Annotated in this window: 18 protein-coding genes; 10 read left to right on the plus strand and 8 right to left on the minus strand. The window is 63.0% G+C overall.

The window, feature by feature from the left end; all coding sequences use genetic code 11:
* The 4 genes from trbF to ACMDCR_RS03700 are packed head-to-tail and all read left to right on the plus strand — an operon-like array spanning position 1 to position 3210.
* Complete coding sequence (gene trbF / locus ACMDCR_RS03685) at positions 1–690, plus strand: conjugal transfer protein TrbF (protein WP_413991223.1); 690 nt, start codon at positions 1–3, stop codon at positions 688–690.
* A complete protein-coding gene (gene trbG / locus ACMDCR_RS03690; protein WP_413991224.1) occupies positions 687–1760 on the plus strand; it encodes a P-type conjugative transfer protein TrbG in 1074 nt (357 codons plus the stop codon). The genes trbF and trbG overlap by 4 nt, the downstream gene beginning before the upstream one ends.
* On the plus strand, positions 1757–2959 hold the full coding sequence (locus tag ACMDCR_RS03695) for a TrbI/VirB10 family protein (RefSeq protein ID WP_413991225.1): 1203 nt from the start codon (positions 1757–1759) through the stop codon (positions 2957–2959). The genes trbG and ACMDCR_RS03695 overlap by 4 nt, the downstream gene beginning before the upstream one ends.
* The gene (locus ACMDCR_RS03700; RefSeq protein WP_413991226.1) at positions 2956–3210 is read left to right on the plus strand and encodes a DUF2274 domain-containing protein; all 255 of its coding nucleotides are present in this window, start codon (positions 2956–2958) and stop codon (positions 3208–3210) included. The genes ACMDCR_RS03695 and ACMDCR_RS03700 overlap by 4 nt, the downstream gene beginning before the upstream one ends.
* Here the strand turns inward: ACMDCR_RS03700 and ACMDCR_RS03705 are convergent.
* The 5 genes from ACMDCR_RS03705 to ACMDCR_RS03725 form a co-directional block, all read right to left on the minus strand.
* On the minus strand, positions 3177–4091 hold the full coding sequence (locus ACMDCR_RS03705; RefSeq protein ID WP_413991227.1) for a LysR family transcriptional regulator: 915 nt from the start codon (positions 4089–4091) through the stop codon (positions 3177–3179). The genes ACMDCR_RS03700 and ACMDCR_RS03705 overlap by 34 nt on opposite strands.
* A complete protein-coding gene (locus tag ACMDCR_RS03710) occupies positions 4088–4810 on the minus strand; it encodes a glutathione S-transferase family protein (protein WP_413991228.1) in 723 nt (240 codons plus the stop codon). The genes ACMDCR_RS03705 and ACMDCR_RS03710 overlap by 4 nt, the downstream gene beginning before the upstream one ends.
* Before the next feature lie 30 nt (positions 4811–4840).
* Positions 4841–5800 (minus strand): glutathione S-transferase C-terminal domain-containing protein, encoded by a 960-nt coding sequence (locus ACMDCR_RS03715; RefSeq protein WP_413991229.1) that lies wholly within the window; start codon positions 5798–5800, stop codon positions 4841–4843.
* Positions 5801–5827: 27 nt separating this feature from the next.
* On the minus strand, positions 5828–7165 hold the full coding sequence (locus ACMDCR_RS03720; RefSeq protein ID WP_413991230.1) for an amidase: 1338 nt from the start codon (positions 7163–7165) through the stop codon (positions 5828–5830).
* Positions 7166–7261: 96 nt separating this feature from the next.
* Positions 7262–8659 carry an MFS transporter gene (locus ACMDCR_RS03725; RefSeq protein ID WP_413991231.1) on the minus strand — a complete coding sequence of 466 codons (1398 nt, stop codon included), beginning with the start codon at positions 8657–8659 and terminating at the stop codon, positions 7262–7264.
* 167 nt (positions 8660–8826) lie between these two features.
* Here ACMDCR_RS03725 and ACMDCR_RS03730 point away from each other — a divergent pair, with 167 nt between their 5' ends.
* On the plus strand, positions 8827–9765 hold the full coding sequence (locus ACMDCR_RS03730) for a LysR family transcriptional regulator (RefSeq protein ID WP_413991232.1): 939 nt from the start codon (positions 8827–8829) through the stop codon (positions 9763–9765).
* A 165-nt stretch (positions 9766–9930) separates the two neighbouring features.
* Here ACMDCR_RS03730 and ACMDCR_RS03735 read toward each other — a convergent pair whose 3' ends face one another.
* Positions 9931–10659, minus strand: coding sequence for an ArsR/SmtB family transcription factor (locus ACMDCR_RS03735; RefSeq protein WP_413991233.1), 729 nt, complete (start codon positions 10657–10659; stop codon positions 9931–9933).
* Between the two features lie 127 nt (positions 10660–10786).
* Between ACMDCR_RS03735 and ACMDCR_RS03740 the strand changes: the two genes are divergently transcribed.
* The 5 genes from ACMDCR_RS03740 to ACMDCR_RS03760 all read left to right on the plus strand — a co-directional run bounded on the left by ACMDCR_RS03740 (position 10787) and on the right by ACMDCR_RS03760 (position 14100).
* Entirely contained in the window at positions 10787–11230 is a 444-nt protein-coding gene (locus tag ACMDCR_RS03740; protein ID WP_413991234.1) for a nuclear transport factor 2 family protein, read from the plus strand.
* A 226-nt stretch (positions 11231–11456) separates the two neighbouring features.
* A complete protein-coding gene (nadC, locus tag ACMDCR_RS03745) occupies positions 11457–12314 on the plus strand; it encodes a carboxylating nicotinate-nucleotide diphosphorylase (protein ID WP_413991235.1) in 858 nt (285 codons plus the stop codon).
* Between the two features lie 143 nt (positions 12315–12457).
* Positions 12458–12883, plus strand: a complete 426-nt coding sequence (locus ACMDCR_RS03750) for a glyoxalase (RefSeq protein ID WP_413991236.1) — start codon at positions 12458–12460, stop codon at positions 12881–12883.
* Between the two features lie 173 nt (positions 12884–13056).
* Entirely contained in the window at positions 13057–13512 is a 456-nt protein-coding gene (locus ACMDCR_RS03755) for a GNAT family N-acetyltransferase (RefSeq protein ID WP_413991237.1), read from the plus strand.
* Positions 13513–13683: 171 nt separating this feature from the next.
* Positions 13684–14100 (plus strand): GFA family protein, encoded by a 417-nt coding sequence (locus ACMDCR_RS03760; protein WP_413991238.1) that lies wholly within the window; start codon positions 13684–13686, stop codon positions 14098–14100.
* A gap of 262 nt (positions 14101–14362) precedes the next feature.
* Here the strand turns inward: ACMDCR_RS03760 and ACMDCR_RS03765 are convergent, their stop codons facing one another.
* A complete protein-coding gene (locus ACMDCR_RS03765) occupies positions 14363–15166 on the minus strand; it encodes a MerR family transcriptional regulator (protein WP_413991239.1) in 804 nt (267 codons plus the stop codon).
* A gap of 173 nt (positions 15167–15339) precedes the next feature.
* The gene (locus ACMDCR_RS03770; protein ID WP_413991240.1) at positions 15340–16116 is read right to left on the minus strand and encodes an LON peptidase substrate-binding domain-containing protein; all 777 of its coding nucleotides are present in this window, start codon (positions 16114–16116) and stop codon (positions 15340–15342) included.
* Positions 16117–16363: the final 247 nt, after the last annotated feature.

Genomic DNA, 16363 nt, shown 5'->3' on the forward strand with positions numbered 1-16363 from the left:
ATGGCGCTCTTTCGCCGCCCGTCGGTGCGCTATGGCCGCACCCCAGAACCGGAAACACCTTATCAGCGCGCGGCCCAGGCGTGGGACGAGCGGATCGGCTCGGCCCGCGTGCAGGCCAAGAACTGGCGGCTGATGGCCTTCGGTTCGCTGGCGCTCTCCATGGGCTTGGCTGGCGGCCTCGTCTGGCAGTCCACCCACGGCAGCATCGTCCCCTGGGTGGTCCAGGTCGACAAGCTCGGCCAGGCCCAGGCCATCGCGCCCGCCACCGCGGACTACGCGCCAAGCGATCCGGAGATCGCCTGGTATCTCGCCCATTTCATCCAGATCGTCCGCGTGCTGCCGGCCGATCCGATCATCGTGCGGCAGAACTGGCTGCAGGCCTACGACTTCACCACCACGTCGGGCTCGCAGGCGCTCAACGACTATGCCCGCGCGAACGACCCCTTCGCCAAGCTCGGCAAGCAGCAGATCGCGATCGACGTCTCCAGCGTCATCCGCGCCTCGCCGTCGAGCTTCCGCGTCGAGTGGGTCGAGCATCGCTACGAGGACGGCGCGCTCGCCGAGACCTCACGCTGGACCGCCATCCTCACTGTCGCGATCCAGCCGCCGACCACCGCCGACGCGCTCCGCAAGAATCCGCTCGGCATCTACGTCACCGCCATCAACTGGTCGAAGGAGTTGGGACAATGACCTCGCCGATTTCCATGGAAGCCGGCGGTCCGGCTTCACCTCTTTCAGTCTCCCAACAGAGCCGAGAAGGAGGGACTACGTCTTTCCGTAAAGCCGGCCTTACGGCTTTGCTGCTCTCCGTCTCCGCGCTCGGGGGCTGTGCCCACAGATTCATTCCGCCAGACATCAACTATGACAGCGCAGTGCCGGCAAAGCTCGCCGTCGATCCACCGGCGCCAGTCAAGATCGTCGAGCTGCCGAAACCCCTGCCGCTACCGGGTCAGTTGAAACCGCTCAGTACAGGCAAGGCCGTGCCGGAAGCTCCCGATCCCGCCGTGCGCGTCAACCAGGCCAATGCCGCCGCGCGCATCCAGCCGGTGCGGAACGGCTTCATCAATGCCGTGCAGGTTTATCCCTATTCAGCCGGTGCGCTCTATCAGGCCTACACGGCGCCGGGCGAGATCACCGACATCGCCCTTCAGGAGGGCGAGCAGCTCGTCGGCACGGGGCCGGTCGCCGCCGGCGACACCGTGCGCTGGATCATCGGCGACACGGAGAGCGGCGCGGGCCCGACCAAGAAGGTCCACATCCTGGTCAAACCGACCCGGCCGGATCTGGTGACGAACCTCGTCATCAACACCGATCGCCGGACCTACCTGCTCGAGCTGCGCTCGACCGAGAAGACCTACATGGCCTCGGTCTCCTGGCAGTATCCCGAAGACCAGCTCATCGCTCTGCGCCAGCAGAACGCCTCTGCAGAAGCGGCGGCGCCGATCGCGTCGGGCGTCGATCTCGCTTCGATCAACTTCCGCTATGCGATCGAGGGCGACAATCCAGCCTGGCGGCCGTTGCGCGCCTTCGACGATGGCCAGAAGGTCTTCATCGAATTCCCGTCTGGCATCCGGCAGGGCGAGATGCCGCCGCTCTTCGTCATTGGCCCGGCCGGCGGGTCCGAACTGGTGAACTACCGCGTTCGCGGCAACTACTACATCGTCGATCGCCTGTTTGCCGCAGCCGAGTTGCGCCTCGGCGACAAGGACAGCGAGCGGCGCGTCCGCATCGTCCGGACCGATGGAAGGCCTCGGTCATGACGGACGAACCGGAAGAACAACAGCCGGCGCCGACGCCGGTCGTGCCACCCGACCTGCGGTTGCGAGGCGAACGACCGCGTGTCACGCGTCTCTCTCGCAAGGTGCTGATCACGCTCGGCGCCGTGTCGGCTCTCGCTGTCGCGGGCGCGCTCGGCTACGCCCTCCAAACCCACAACAAGGGACAGTCGGGCCAGGAATTGCTCAGCACTCAGAACCGACCCTCGGCTGAGGGCCTGGCCGGACTGCCCAAGGACTACACCGGCCTGCCACGACAGGCGCCGCCACTCGGGCCGCCGCTGCCCGGCGATCTCGGCAAGCCTATCCTGAATGCCGGCGCGGCGCCAAACGCGACTGTGCCGAACGCCGCGCCTGATCCCGCGGCTCAACGCCTTGCTCAGGAGACCGAGGCCGCACGCATTAGCCGCTTGTTTGCCCAGACCAACCAACAGCCGCAGCCGGTGAGTCTCGTCGCTCCGCCCGCGACGGGGACGCAAAGCGGTCCGACGCCCGCGCCGCCTGTTGACGCCGGATCGGCGCAGAACATGCAGGATCGCAAGACCGCCTTCTTCAACGCCACGCCGGACAAGCGCACCGTCAGCCCCGACCGTCTCGAAGCCAAGGCCTCGCCCTATGTCGCGCAGGCCGGAACGGTGATCCCAGCGGCGCTCATCACCGGAATCCGCTCTGACCTTCCCGGCCAGATCACCGCCCAGGTCACCGAGGCCGTCTACGACAGCCCGACCGGGCAGTATCTCCTGATCCCGCAGGGTGCGAAGCTGATCGGCCAGTACGACAGTTCGGTCGCTTTCGGCCAGAGCCGCATCCTCCTCGTCTGGACGCGCGTCATCATGCCGGACGGCACGTCGATCGTTCTCGAGAGTCAGCCCGGCGCCGATACTAAAGGCTATGCCGGGCTTGAGGACGAAGTCGACAATCACTGGGGCATGCTGTTCAAGGCCGCCGTACTGTCGACTCTGCTCAGCGTCGGCGCCGAAGCCGGAACCAGCCAGGACGAGAACAACCTGGTGCAGGCGATCCGCAGCGGCGCATCAAACAGTATCAGCCAGACCGGCTCGCAGATCGTTCAGCGCCAGCTCAACATCCAACCGACGCTAACCATCCGCCCAGGCTTTCCGGTGCGAGTGATCGTCACGCGCGACCTCGTGTTGGCGCCTTACGGGAAGGGAGGAACGCCATGACGAAGCTCAAACTGGGACCGCTTGTGGACGACAAGCCGGTCAAGGTTACGCTAGAACTTCCTGCAGACGTGCATCGCGATCTCATCGCTTACGCCGACGTTCTCGGACGGGCCAGCGGTCAGAAATCGACAGATCCCGTTCGTTTGATCGTGCCGATGCTTCAGCGATTCATGGCAACCGACCGAGCCTTTGCGAAGGCGAAGAGATCAGACCAGGCTCATGATGCGGGCACGCCCGAGAGGTCGGGATAGCGTTCCTGCAGCAGCTCCAGGAATGGCTTCAGAGTCGGATTTCCGTTCTTTTGCTGCCAATAAGCCGTGAAGTTTACCCGCGTGGGTTCGGCGCCGTCCTGAATCTCGCGATAGACGACGCCATCGTGCTTAAGCCCTGCGCCGCCCTCAAACATCAACAGAACGCCATACCCCGTGCTCACGAGGCTAAGGAGGCGATCAAGGCCCGATTCGTGGTGCAACACGCGCCTCGGTCTGTCTCCGTTCAGCTTGGAAGCCAGCAGGCTCTCCAGTTCAGGCCCCGGCCCGTGCGAAGGTAGGACAAGGCGCTCCTGGGCAAGCTGCCGCCAGCTTACCGCCTCATACTCAGCCAGCGGGTGACGCTCAGGCAGCGCGACGATCACGCGCTCCGTCCATAACGACAAGGAGCGATCGTCCCAGACCTCCTGGGATCTGGACATGATGGCCACATCGACGGCGCCACGGCCGAGCGCCCCAATCAATCGGCCGTGAGACCCGTCCATCGTGTGGACGTCTACGCCCGGAAACCTGCAATGATATTCGGCGAGCGTGGCTCGCATGTTCCCGGTAGCAAGCGACGCATAGACGCCTACCGTGAGCCGGCCGTTCTCGCCGCGACTCCGGCTTTGTAGGTTCCGAAAGGCGGTTTCTGTGTCCTCTAGGATGCGGCGCGCGAACTCGATGAATTCGAGTCCGGCGACTGTGAGATGGGTCCCTCCATTGGTCCGCTCAAACAACGCTGCGCCGGCTCGATCTTCGAGCACTCGAATTCTTCGGCTCAACGTAGATTGGCGGACATTCAAAGCTTCGGCTGCCTGCCGAAGGCTCCGATGTTGAGCGGCCGTCACTGCCCATTGTAGGTCGCGCAGCTCGATGTTCACATGCCGCCAGCCTCGAAAATCGTGATCCCCTCGATCTTCAATGCGCGCTGCACGGCCGGCCTTGCGGCAACCACTTCGCTCAGTCGCGTCCAGGCCGGACAGAGCGTGCCCATGTCCAAGCTGATACGGCAGCGGCCCCAGTAGTAGAAGACGAGCAGATAGGCATCGACGATCGTATATCCCTCGGGGATTGCCCATCCTCGACCATCGGCGAGGAGCTTCTCGATGTAGGCGAAGCATTCGGAGACGTTCTCGCGGCCGCGATTTCTCACCGCCACAAGACCATCCTCGTCGGTCGTAAACCGATGTGCTCGCCACATCTGGGCGAAGGCCATGGAGTGTAGATTGCAGGACAGCCAGCTCACCCATTCGATGCACCTGGCTCCGGCGGCCGGATCGGATGGAAGCAGTTCGGCGGCCGGATTCGTTCGCGCCAGGTACGCCATAATGGCGGGCACCTCGGTGAGAAGGTTGTCGGCGCCGCCGATGCGACCGGGAACGCCGAGCAAAGCCGGCACGCGTCCCTTCGGATTGATCGCCCTCCATGTCGGCGTTGACGTCGCTGCGCCTTCCCGCGGTCCAGATGCCGAGATCAACATCATCTCATAGGGTTCGCCGATCTCTTCAAGAACGATGTGCGGCGCGAGCGAACAGGTTCCTGGCGAGTAGTAGAAGGTGTGCTTGCCGGCTGGCGCCGGGGTCCTGTCGGAACTACTCATCGTCCACTCGCTTCAGCAGATCGCACACACTCACGCGGCCTTCAGGCAGTTGGTCGCGGGAAGCTCCGGAACGATGCCGCGCCGCGTCGCCACCGCCCAATCCCCGTCGTAGTAGTGGGTCAGGATGTGGTCGTACCGCGTCGTCCCAGCGACGCCTGGCAGATTGTGGATGCGCGTCGCCAGCGCCGGCAGCCGTGGATAGTCCGCCAATCGCCTGCGGCTTGCGCGGAACAGCGGGTTATAGACAGCGTCGAACCGTGCGAGCGGCGGATAGGCCAGGACATCCGCCAGCGTCGGGCGATCGCCGAGAAGGAAGGGACGCCCGTCGTCGAGCTGGCGATCGAGTTCGTCGAGGAAGCCGAACAGCTCGCCCATCGCCGCATCGTATTCCCGCTGGTCCCGAGCTGCGGCCACCGCGTAGACGCCAATCGCCAAGCTGTTTGTGATCCGCGCGTTCAGTCCGTCCATTGTGGACTTCAGATCCGCGGGGCACAGGTCGAGACCATTGTCGGCGTCCACCGAGTTGAACGCATCATTGAGCATGTATGCGATCTCCAGCGACTCGTTGCTGACGATCCTGCGAGAACGCTGATCCCAGAGGACCGGGACCGTGACTTTTCCGGTGTAGTTTGGCGATGAGGCGCCATAGGCCTCATGCAAGCACCGAAATCCATTGCCAGTGCCATCGACGGTCGAGAGGCAAGTATCCCCGAAGACCCAGCCGTCGGGCGTGTCCCAAAGCGGATGCAGAACGGAGAGGCCGACGACGGTCTCCAGCCGCTTGAGCGCCCGCACGACCATGACACGATGCGAGAACGGGCAAGCTGGCGAGACATAGAGATGATAGCGCCCGGCTTCCGCGGGAAACTTGGACGATCCATCGGACGTAATGCGGTCGCGAAAGCGCCCGGCATGGATCATCCGCTGTGCGTCGAGCTCGGGCGTTGGCGGGACCTCGCCGCGCCACGATCCGTCGACCATCAGTTTCATCGAAGGGGACCTTCGCTGTTGCAGGCGTCAAAGGGACGGATGCCGGTGATGCCAGTCCGTGACTTGCTGGTAGGCATGACCGGCGCGCACGAGCAGCGCTTCCTCGATATGGCGGCTCACGAGCTGAAAGGAGAGCGGCAAGCCCTTCGGAGTGAAACCGCCGGGCAAGGTGATCGTCGGATTGCCGGACATATCGAAGGGTGTGGCGAAGCGGACAAAGTCCGAAAGGCCTTCGGCCGTGGCAAAGAGCTCCTGCTCCTGCGCGACCGTAAAATCGGCGTGCGTCTGTGTCGGGATCAGTAGGAGATCGATGTCAGCAAACAGAGCGGCGAGGTTGCCGGTGAAGGCAAGGCGCTTGTGATGCGCCTCCATGACTTCCATGCCGGAAGCAGCGCGGCCTGTCTCAATGAGATTTCGAAGGCCGCCATATTCGGATGAGCGCTCCGGGTAAGTCGCCTTGTGTGCGATCGCGGTTTCTGGAGCGCAGATGGTTCCCCAAGCGGTCGTTACCATCACCCCACTGGGGTCTGGCAGCGCTACCTCTTTGATGGTCGCACCCAGGCTTTCGAAGACCTTTCTGGCTTCGCGTACCGCCGCGACAGTCTGGGCATCACAACCAGTCTCGTTGTAAGCGGCGTCTATCCCGATGCGGACCGCACGAATACCTGTATCGAGCTCGGCGAGATAATCCGGGACGGGTGCGATCAACGTCGTGGGATCTTTACTGTCCCGGCCGGCGATCACACCGAGTATGACGCCGGCGTCGGCAGCGGAACGCGTCATCGGCCCGACATGATCCGAGCTTTCGGCGAGCGCGAAGGCGCCGTAACGGCTGACCCGGCCCCATGTTGGCTTGAGCCCGGTGATGCCATTGGCTGCGCACGGAAATCGAATCGAGCCGCCTGTGTCGCTCCCAAGAGAACCGAAGCACAGGCCGGCTGCGGTCGCGACGCCGGACCCACTCGAAGAGGCTCCTGCGTAATAGTCCGCATTCCAGGGATTGCGGGGTGGCGTGATCTTCGGATGATGGCTGACGAAGGCGCCCTCGGTGTTTTGGAGCTTGCCCAGCAGCACCGCTCCCGCATCACGCAAGCGCTTCACCACGGTTGAATCGTGATCGGGTACGTTGTCGGCGTAGATCGTCATGCCGGCGGCGGTCACCACGCCGGCTGCGTCGAAGATGTCTTTGACGGCGATGGGGATGCCATGCAGAGGCCCGCGATAGTCTCCAGCGGCGATCGCAGCATCAGCGGCCTCAGCCTGCTTCAAGGCGAGATCAGGAGTAACCGTTGCGTACGAATGGAGCGATGGATCGATCTTCGCGATCCGATCCAGCAAGGCCCGCGTCAGCTCGACGGCCGACACCTTTCGCGATCGGAGGGCGGAGGCGGCTTCGAGGAGTGTGGTGTAGTGCATGTAGGTTGTCATTTGAGGAGCCTCGGACGAGTTGGAGGTTAGGACTTAGAGGGGCTTCGGCGCCGGCACGGCGCGCGCGGCGCTCGATTGGTGAGCCGCGAGCCACAGGGAGAGGAGCGCCGCGAGCGTGATCAGGGCGATGTTGCAGCCGAGGGCGAGCGCAAAGGCATGTGCGTAAGCGCCGATCGTCTGTTCGCTTCCGAGCGCGCGATAGAAAACGCCGCCGACGATGGCGACACCAAGCGCCGCGCCGATCTGTAGCGTGGAAATGACCATCCCGGAGGCGAGGCCTGCATGACGCTGGTCGACGCTACCGAGGACCGCCTTGATGACCGAGGGCATCACGATGCCGAAGCCAAGACCTGCAACCACGAGACCGATCTCGAGATCATTGGGCAGCACCCGTTCAACTGCGAGCAGGATCACGCCGAAGCCGATGATCTCGAGGACGAAGCCGAGTGTCAGAGCGCGGACGCCAAGACGCTGCATCACGGGGGAGGAGAAAAGCGAGCTGACGAAATAGCCGACTGCAAAAGGCAGTGTGGCGATGCCGGCGTCCATCGGTGATTTGTGAAGGCCGTTTTGCAGATAGACCGCGAAGGTCAGGTAGAACGCTGAGTGCATGTAGAAGGCCAGGGCCATAATCAGGCCGGCCACAAACCCGCTGTTGCGAAACAGCGACAAGGCGACGAGAGGATGCCCGCCTCGGGTGGAAAGACGCGCCTCGAACTGCACGAAAGCGAACAGGAGAATGGGGCACGCCGCCAGCATGGCTATCATCCAAGCTGGCCAGCCGGCTTCACGACCCTCGACGAGCGGATAGACGAGCAGCGCGAGACTCAGCGACAGGAGCGCGACGCCACCGAGATCGAGCTGCTGCGCATGCTCAGCGTGGGTGTCGCGGAGTACGATGGCACTGCCAGCCAGCGCGACTAGGCCGATCGGTAGATTGATGAGGAAGATTGCCTGCCAGGCGAAGCCGAAGGGATGCGTCGAAATGAGAACGCCGCCCAGCACCTGGCCGCAGATGTTAGCGAGTCCAAAGGTGGCCCCATAGAACGCCAGCGCGCGTGCCTGCTCGGCGGTGGGGAACAGGACGCGGATCGACGCGAGCACCTGCGGCGCCATCGCCGTGGCGGTGAGTCCCTGCAGGATGCGGCCCGCGATGAGCACAGTCGGCGACCACGCAATTCCGCACAGCAGGGACGTGAGCGTGAAACCGGCGACGCCCAACATGAACATGCGCTTGCGGCCGAACAGGTCGCCCAGACGTCCCCCGGTAATGAGGAACACGGCGTAAGTCGCCGCATAGGCCGAGATGATGAACTCGACCTCGCTTGAGGACGCGCCGAGGTTCTGACGGATAGCCGGTAGAGCCAGGTTGACCACGTTGAAGTCGAGGACCGGGAGGAATGCGCCAATAAGCAGGATCGGCAGGGCCAACCATCGCTGCGGGTCGCCAGCCGCCTGGTCGGCCGGCGTTGTCGTTATTGGGGCTGCCTCAACCTGCATGCTTGCCTCCGGCGCTTGTCCATCACCGGATTTTGGCTGTTCATGTGAGAACAGCCATTCTATATTTCAGCAAGCGCCATTTGCAGAAATGGACAGATATGAACTGGGACGATTTACGCCTCGTGCTCGCCGTCGTCCGGGAGGGCACCCTCTCGGGAGCCGCACGGCAGCTGAGCGTCACACACTCGACCGTGTTCCGTCGCCTGGGCGCGATCGAGGAACAGATTGGGGTTCGGCTATTCGAGCGCTTCCGTGACGGTTATGTGCCGACGCCGGCTGGCGAGAGCGCAGCCGAGACAGCGGCCCGTCTTGAAGACGAGGTGCTAACACTAGAACGACGGCTTTCCGGCCAGGACCTGAGGCCTTCGGGTGTCGTTCGGATCACCACGACAGATACGCTTGGCACGATCCTCATGCGCCACCTCCCGGCGATGCGCGAGCTCCATCCCGAAATTCAGGTCGAGGTCGCCATCTCGAATGTGATGGCGAACCTCAGCCGCCGGGAGGCGGAGATCGCGATCCGACCCACACCGGATCCGCCCGAGATCCTGGTGGGGCGGCGCGTTGCGGACATCTCCCACGCGATTTATGGATCGAATGTCTACCTATCCCAGCGCCAAGAGACGGAGCTGTCGGCTCATGACTGGATCGCGCTCGACGACGCGCTGGCAAGCACTGTCATCGGCCGCTGGATCCACGAGAACCTGCGCACGGCGCGCATCGCCTGCCGCGTCGACGCGCTGCCGGCCCTAAGGGACGCAGCGCTTGCCGGACTGGGGCTTGCCTTGCTCCCCTGTTATCTGGGGGACCCTGCTTCCGGGCTGCGCCGTCTCACACCGAAGACGTTGGCGGAGCCAAGGTCGGCGCTTTGGCTGCTCACCCATGACGATCTCAAACGCACTGCCCGCATCCGCGCCACGCTAGACTTCCTGGCGAAGGCGTTCGCGTCGGAGCGTGCGCTTCTTGAGGGGAGACAAACCAACGCCTCGTCTCCCCGCCCTCGGCGAGAGATATCTAGCGGTAGGGGAGCTTGTTGACGACGATGCGGACCGGATCGCGCGCTGTGCTCCTATCACAGGCATCTCATGGAGAAGGACAACTGACCGTGGCCGCTAACGAGGCAAAGACGCGCTGGGCGGACCGCATGATCGCCTTGGCCAAGGACGCCGAGAACCAGCTCTCTACCCGCAACCCGATCTGGCTCAAGGGTCCAGGCGTACGTTGGAGCCCGACGCGTCCATGGCCGGCTGCATGCCAAGGTGTCGCCTGAGACCGATCCACCCCTCCGGCGTCACCTCGACCGCTCGGGAACAGGCCGACCGCCTTATCCATCCTTTAGCGCCAAGCAGGCTCGTAAACTGGACACCGAGCGGGCCGGCAAGGTGATATCGCCGCTCCGTCCAATCGAGGCATTGCCGGGCCAGGCCACGCCGGTTCGGCTTGATCTTCGTCACATCCAGCCCCATGGCGCCGAACCATTGGGCGCCCGCGGGCGTCACCTCGAACTGCTTGTCCGCGCCCGCTACAAGAAGTCCGCGCGTCTGCAGAGCGCAAGCGACCTCGACGCCGAGGCGGCCCGCCAGATGATCGTAACAGCAGCGCGCGAACTGGAGCCTTTGCGCCTCGCGGGTCAGCGCCTTTCGGCGAACGGCCGCCTCCGGGCTGATGGTCGCGAGGGTCTCGAGCAGCGCTGCAATATGCGGACCCGCCAATCGGTAGTAGCGATGGCGTCCCTCGGCCTCGACCGCCAAAAGCCCTCCGGCTCGCAGCTTGCCAAGGTGGGCGCTCGCCGTCTGGGCCGTAACCCCGGCGGCATAGGCCAACTCGCCGGCCGGCCGCGCCCGCCCGTCGAGCAGGGCGATGAGCATGGCGGCCCGGGTCGGATCGGCGATCAAAAAGGCCGCCGAGGCGATGTTCGGCTGCGGTCCCATGGTTGGAGTCTCCCTAAGCACGCCACCCTAACACGATGGATGTCCGCATGATTCGACCAGCATCGAAGCATCCGGCCGAGCCCAACCTCTAAGGTGCGGGTGTCAGAAATCGACCCGGAACCCGCCCGTGACCGAAAACACCGACGAACAGATCCGCCATATCTACGATCGATGGCACGAGACGATCGTTGCGCGCGACCTTGACCGCCTGATGGAGCTTTATGCCGAGGACGCCATTCTGGAAACACCGCTGATCCTCGTCACCCTGACCGATCGGACGCAGGGGATTTTACGAGGCAAGTGCGAGATCAGACCGTTTTTCGAGGCGGGGCTTCGCAAGCTCGGAAATGAGCTCAGTCGCTGGTATCGCACGGGCCTGTTCTTTTCCAACGGACGACAACTGACCTGGGAGTATCCGCGCGAAACACCCGCGGGCGATCAGGTGGATCTGGTCGAAGTCATGGATGTCGCGGGCGGGCTGATCGCCCATCACCGAGTCTACTGGGGATGGGCGGGTTTCCAATCCCTCGTTGCCGCCTTGAACGCCGGCCGGGGCGAGGCGCGGCCATGACGGCGTGGATCCCGGCACCGCGCACGATCTGCTCCGAGCCGGCGCGATGGAAAGGATGCATCCAGAAGCTTTCGCAGCGATACTCCGTACCGATGGCTTAGTTAGGCTCAGGACTCACTGATCAGAGCTAGAAGAGGATGGTTCCAAAGCATTTCGCTTCACGAAATGCGCCATTCCAAGGACTCACCCTTGCATCTTTCCCTTAATCCCCTTTAGGCACGCGCACATGTCTTTCACCCTCCCCGGCTTCGACCTAGCTGCCTTTATCACCACCACGCTATCCGAAGACCTCGGCATTGGACTTCCCGGTGGCGGGCGCGACGTCACCGCAGAGAGCGTCATCCCGGCGGACGCGCGCTTTGCCGGGGTGATGGACACCCGCGAGGCGATCACCGTCGCAGGGCTACCTTTGGCCGCCGCGTTCTTTCGCCATCTCGACCCGGCGTGTGAGATCGAAATGCTTGTGCAGGATGGCCAGCGCGTCACTCCCGGAACCGCGCTGATGCGGATCGCCGGCAACGCCCGCGCCCTGCTCACCGCCGAGCGCAACGCTCTCAATACCGTCCAGCACCTCTCGGGCATCGCGACGATGACGCGCGCCTATGTGGACGCCATGAACGGCCACGCCACGCTGCTCGATACCCGCAAAACCATCCCCGGCCTGCGCGCGCTGGAAAAATACGCGACGCGGATGGGCGGCGCGACCAACTACCGGATGGGCCTGTGGGACGCGGTGATGATCAAGGACAACCATGTCGCGGTGGCAGGCGGCGTCGGGCCGGCGGTGGCGCGGGCCAAGGCGGCGGGCGTCGAGCGGATTATCTGCGAGGTCGATCGGATCGACCAGATCGAGCCGGCGATCGTGGCCGGCGCCACGCAAATCCTGCTCGACAATATGGCGCCGACGATGCTGGCCGAGGCAGTGGCGCTGGTGGCGGGCCGTGCGGCAACCGAGGCCAGCGGCGGCGTGCGGCTCGATAACATCGGCGCGATCGCTGCGAGCGGAGTGGATTACGTCTCAGTCGGGCGGCTGATGCAAAGCGCGCCCGCGGCGGATATCGGGCTGGATTTCGAGCTGGTGTGATGGGATTTATGCGAGGGCGCGTTTTTGATGGAAGACGCACTTCGTGAAGCGAAATGCTTTGGCCCCTCTCGCTCCCCTTTACGTCTTTCGGCGAGATGTATTCTTCGTGAGCCGCACTCGTCTCAGAACCGAGGAGATACAAAATGCCGATCCCCGAAACGGTAGGCGCATTCGCCATTGTCCCGCACAATGACCTTCCGGCCGCTATACCATTCTGGGAGCGGTTAGGTTTCACCCGCGTCGGGGGCGACGCGCATTATGTCATAATGACAGGTTGGGGCTGTGAAGTGAACCTCACCCAAGCGGGGTCCGGTCCGTGGCGGGTTCCGGAGGAGCATAACCCCTTCGGCGTCTTCATCCGAACACCCGAGGTAGATGCCATTGCTGCGTTGGTCGGCGATCTGATCATCCGTCCAGGCGGCGTTCTTCGTCATCGTGAGTGGGGTCTTTATGAAGCGGGGATCGCAGGTCCGGACGGCATGCTTGTCCGCGTCGGCTGGCCGTCTCGCCTGATGCAGAAGTCATCCCTTGATGGCGACAATCCAGCCGAAACGGCCGAGAACAAATAGCCGCAATCAGCTAAGACGACCGAGGAGATACCCCGTCGCCGCTCCCGGGCCGCCTGGTCAAGGGCATGCTTGTGGAAAAGGTCCGCTGATGGGAACGCGCTCCGACTCCGCCCTCGGCCCAAGTGAACGAGGACTGTGAGGAAGGACTGGCCGGGCACGGAGATAGGCCCCCTATGAGCGAATTGACGCTGACGCAATTGGCCCTCCGTGACATGGATCAGGCTGCGGTCATCCACCGAACGTCCTTCGATGACCGGCTTCCCTGGCTATCGGGTCTGCACACGCCTGAGGAGGATCGGACCTACTACCGAGAGCAGGTGTTCTCGGCGTGTCAGGTCTGGGGCGCGCTAGTTTGCGACAACCTCGTCGGAATCATCGCCTTCCGCCCAGGCTGGATCGATCAAATGTACGTCTTACCCCAAGCACAAGGCCTCGGCGCCGGGACTGCGCTTCTTGATTTTGCAAAGTCCAGGTCGGAGAGCTTGAGTCTCTGGACGTTCCAGCGGAATGCGGGCGCACGTCGGTTCTACGAACGTCATGGCTTTGCGGCGATCGAAGTGACCGACGGTTCAGGCAACGAAGAGCAGGAGGCGGACGTGCTTTACCGATGGAACGAAATCGTCCGCTGATCCGCTGCCAGGAGCGTCCGATCCTCAGCGTTTCAGGCTCGTGACGCAGTTTGATTTGTGGCGTCAGCTGGCCGCCTTCCGTCGGGCCAGTAGGATCGGGTATCGTGTCCCCGCAACCCATTGATTAAGTGACCGATAAGGCCCCATGCAAACCGCTTCGAGGAAATGTGCATGACCAATGTGATCGAGGGTGGCTGCCGATGTGGGCAGCTGCGTTACTTGCTGCAGCTGGAGCGGCTGCCGAAGGTCTACGCCTGTCACTGCCTGGACTGCCAGACCAGCTCGGGGAGCGCGTTCAGTCTTCACTTCTTCCTGCCGGAGGATCGGCTGGCGTTGACCGGCCAAACGATGCTCTATGAGGAGGAGCGTCTCTGCCCGACCTGCTTCGTTCGGATCTTCGCGCCACTCGGCGCAATGCCCGGGCTCCTCATGATGTTCGCTGGCACACTGGATCGAAGCAACGAATTGGAGGTGGTCGCTCACGTCTGGGCCAAGCGCAAGGCAGCCGGCATTGAGATTCCGCCCGGGACTCCGATGTGGCCCGAGCACCCGCCCGTCGCTGAGTTCATCTCGCAGATGACGGCTTGAGCCGACACGCTCCACCTCAGCCGGCGTACGACGATCTCAACTTCGCTCATAAAGCCTGCTTCTGGAGTCTAAGGAAGGACTCTTGAGAGAAGGCCAACATCCCTGATCATTACCGCCAGAGACCAGACGGGCCGGCCCGGACGCTTACGGTGCTTGACACGGGCGATCCGATTACAGAAGGGTGTGCCGCTGAAAGGCCAGCTTCAACTCAAAGCTGAACTCCGGGCGCCGAGGCGACGCTCCGGAGTCTGTTGAGGCTAGGTCAGTCCAACTCGCCGCGTTCCTTCATTCCCGCCGCGACCTGCTGGATAAACTCCAGGACCGCTGGATCGAACGAGAGGGGCTCGGACCTCGCCTGTGCCTCGGCGAGCGTTTTGGCATACGCATTGCGTATCTGCTCTTGCTCGGCCTTTGGGGTAGAATGCCTGATGCCGGCGGTACGGGACCGGATACGCCGAACGAACTCCTTGGCGGCCTCGGAATTCACATCTCCCGCCTCTTTCAACCGACTGGCTTCCGCCATCATAGCTTTCAGCGCAGCCTTATGGGCATCGTCGCCATAATCTTTCTTTATCCCGTCAAAGGTGCGGCCTGCCTGCCCGGTGGGGTCCTGTTCCGCGATCACGGCTTCGAATCTTGCGAGGAATTTCTTTTTATCGGTGGATTGTTGCACGAGAGTCTCCTTGGTGAGGATTACGAGCTCGTCCAGAGAAAGGTCTCGCCCCTCGTAGAGCTGGCGTTGCGCCACCTCTACGAGGACGATCGCGCGCCTGATCTTGTCTTGTTGGGACTCCAGGGTTTCGCGTTGCAGTCGCAAAATATCCCGAAGCCGGGAATGGCTCCCGACAAGGTTCTTGATCGATTTGAGGGGTAGGCCGAGATCACGAAGCACGATGATCTGGTGCAAGCGGGCGATTTGAGTTGGGCCGTATAGGCGCCACCTCGACTCAGCGCGGTGAGGGACAACGAGCCCCTCCCGCTCATAGACTCTGAGCGCCTTGGTGGTGACGCCGAGCCGCCGGGCCGTCTCCCCGGGACCGAACCATTGCTCCTTTTCGCCGCCCATACCCGACCTTCCGTTCTGGACCCGTGCCTCTGTAAGGGCGGCCCCAGGGTCCGATGCAAGAGCTAGTCTAGAGGATTTTGCACTTGCTGACGGTCATGGCGGCTCGGGCTCTTCAGCCGATATCCGCCATGACTTCCCTGTTCAGCTAGGAAAACAAAGGCGGGCCGGCGGCCTTATGCCTTTAGCAAGAGGACGGCAGCATCGAGGCGTAGTAATTCGTCTTCTGTCTCGAGCACAGATTGCTTTTCCGCCACCGACCCCAGAGCTAATTGCGCGATCAGATCGGCGAGTGCGCCCGGTTGCGTCGTCTTCTCTGCACGGATCGTGAGTCGGGATTGCAGATCGGCACTTAGATTGCGAAAGTGCTCACTTGTCGTGAAGGCGTTGAACGCTTCAACAGCCGCCCTTACTTGCGTCGCCGCCATGGCCTCGTCAACGGGATTGCTCCGAACCAGTTGGGCTTTCGCATAACGGCGCCCACCCTCGTCGACAATGGCGACGACTTTCGCACGCTGCCTCCCCCGCAGGGTCAGCTTCATGCTTCCATCGGGCGTCGCGTTCGCTACCTCCAAGACGTCAGCAACGACCCCGATACCGTAGATGTTGTCCTGGCCTGGATCTTCCTCCTGGGGCTCCTTCTGAGCCACGAGCAGGACCTCGAATCCGCCGCGGCTCGCCTCGGCCATTGCCCTTTTGGACATCTCGCGCGCAACGAACAACGGCGCTGTCTGTTTCGGAAACAGGACAAAATCGCGGCTGAGGAGGAGCGGACCGGACCAATTGTCAGCCGCAACCGCAGCGACTGCCCGCGAAGCAGAAGCAGCCTCAATAGCGGCCGATAAGACGTTCCAGTCCTTTGCGCCGAAAATTCGGGCCGTGATTTCGAGGCATTCTGAGTGGCTGAGGGTTGCAAGCTTTGGGGCAAGTTCTGCGCGAAGGGCCTGCGCCATAGCCTTAGCGTCGCGAAAATCTCGCATAGATCACCTTTGCATAAGCGGACGAGATGATCAGGCGCTTGCGTTGCTGACCCGTCCGCTTAGGACAAAGGGGGTCACGATCGATGCGATACGTTCACCATACCCAATGGGCGCAAGCGGCAGGTCGTATCAACCGAGGTCAAATTTGGAGCGGGCAGACTTCACTGTCAACGGAATTTCCGCGCGTCGGAGTTCCGACCATCCCATCTTGCGGCAACAG

Origin of the sequence: Labrys okinawensis, assembly GCF_047345005.1 — a bacterium.
GTDB classification, from domain to species: domain Bacteria; phylum Pseudomonadota; class Alphaproteobacteria; order Rhizobiales; family Labraceae; genus Labrys; species Labrys okinawensis.

Bases quoted from the DNA above. Each gene is read 5' to 3' on its own strand.
- trbF (WP_413991223.1), top strand. From the start codon at position 1: ATGGCGCTCTTTCGCCGCCCGTCGGTGCGCTATGGCCGCACCCCAGAA.
- trbG (WP_413991224.1), top strand. From the start codon at position 687: ATGACCTCGCCGATTTCCATGGAAGCCGGCGGTCCGGCTTCACCTCTT.
- ACMDCR_RS03695 (WP_413991225.1), top strand. From the start codon at position 1,757: ATGACGGACGAACCGGAAGAACAACAGCCGGCGCCGACGCCGGTCGTG.
- ACMDCR_RS03700 (WP_413991226.1), top strand. From the start codon at position 2,956: ATGACGAAGCTCAAACTGGGACCGCTTGTGGACGACAAGCCGGTCAAG.
- ACMDCR_RS03710 (WP_413991228.1), bottom strand. From the start codon at position 4,810: ATGAGTAGTTCCGACAGGACCCCGGCGCCAGCCGGCAAGCACACCTTC.
- ACMDCR_RS03715 (WP_413991229.1), bottom strand. From the start codon at position 5,800: ATGAAACTGATGGTCGACGGATCGTGGCGCGGCGAGGTCCCGCCAACG.
- ACMDCR_RS03730 (WP_413991232.1), top strand. From the start codon at position 8,827: ATGAACTGGGACGATTTACGCCTCGTGCTCGCCGTCGTCCGGGAGGGC.
- ACMDCR_RS03735 (WP_413991233.1), bottom strand. From the start codon at position 10,659: ATGGGACCGCAGCCGAACATCGCCTCGGCGGCCTTTTTGATCGCCGAT.
- nadC (WP_413991235.1), top strand. From the start codon at position 11,457: ATGTCTTTCACCCTCCCCGGCTTCGACCTAGCTGCCTTTATCACCACC.
- ACMDCR_RS03750 (WP_413991236.1), top strand. From the start codon at position 12,458: ATGCCGATCCCCGAAACGGTAGGCGCATTCGCCATTGTCCCGCACAAT.
- ACMDCR_RS03755 (WP_413991237.1), top strand. From the start codon at position 13,057: ATGAGCGAATTGACGCTGACGCAATTGGCCCTCCGTGACATGGATCAG.
- ACMDCR_RS03760 (WP_413991238.1), top strand. From the start codon at position 13,684: ATGACCAATGTGATCGAGGGTGGCTGCCGATGTGGGCAGCTGCGTTAC.
- ACMDCR_RS03765 (WP_413991239.1), bottom strand. From the start codon at position 15,166: ATGGGCGGCGAAAAGGAGCAATGGTTCGGTCCCGGGGAGACGGCCCGG.
- ACMDCR_RS03770 (WP_413991240.1), bottom strand. From the start codon at position 16,116: ATGGCGCAGGCCCTTCGCGCAGAACTTGCCCCAAAGCTTGCAACCCTC.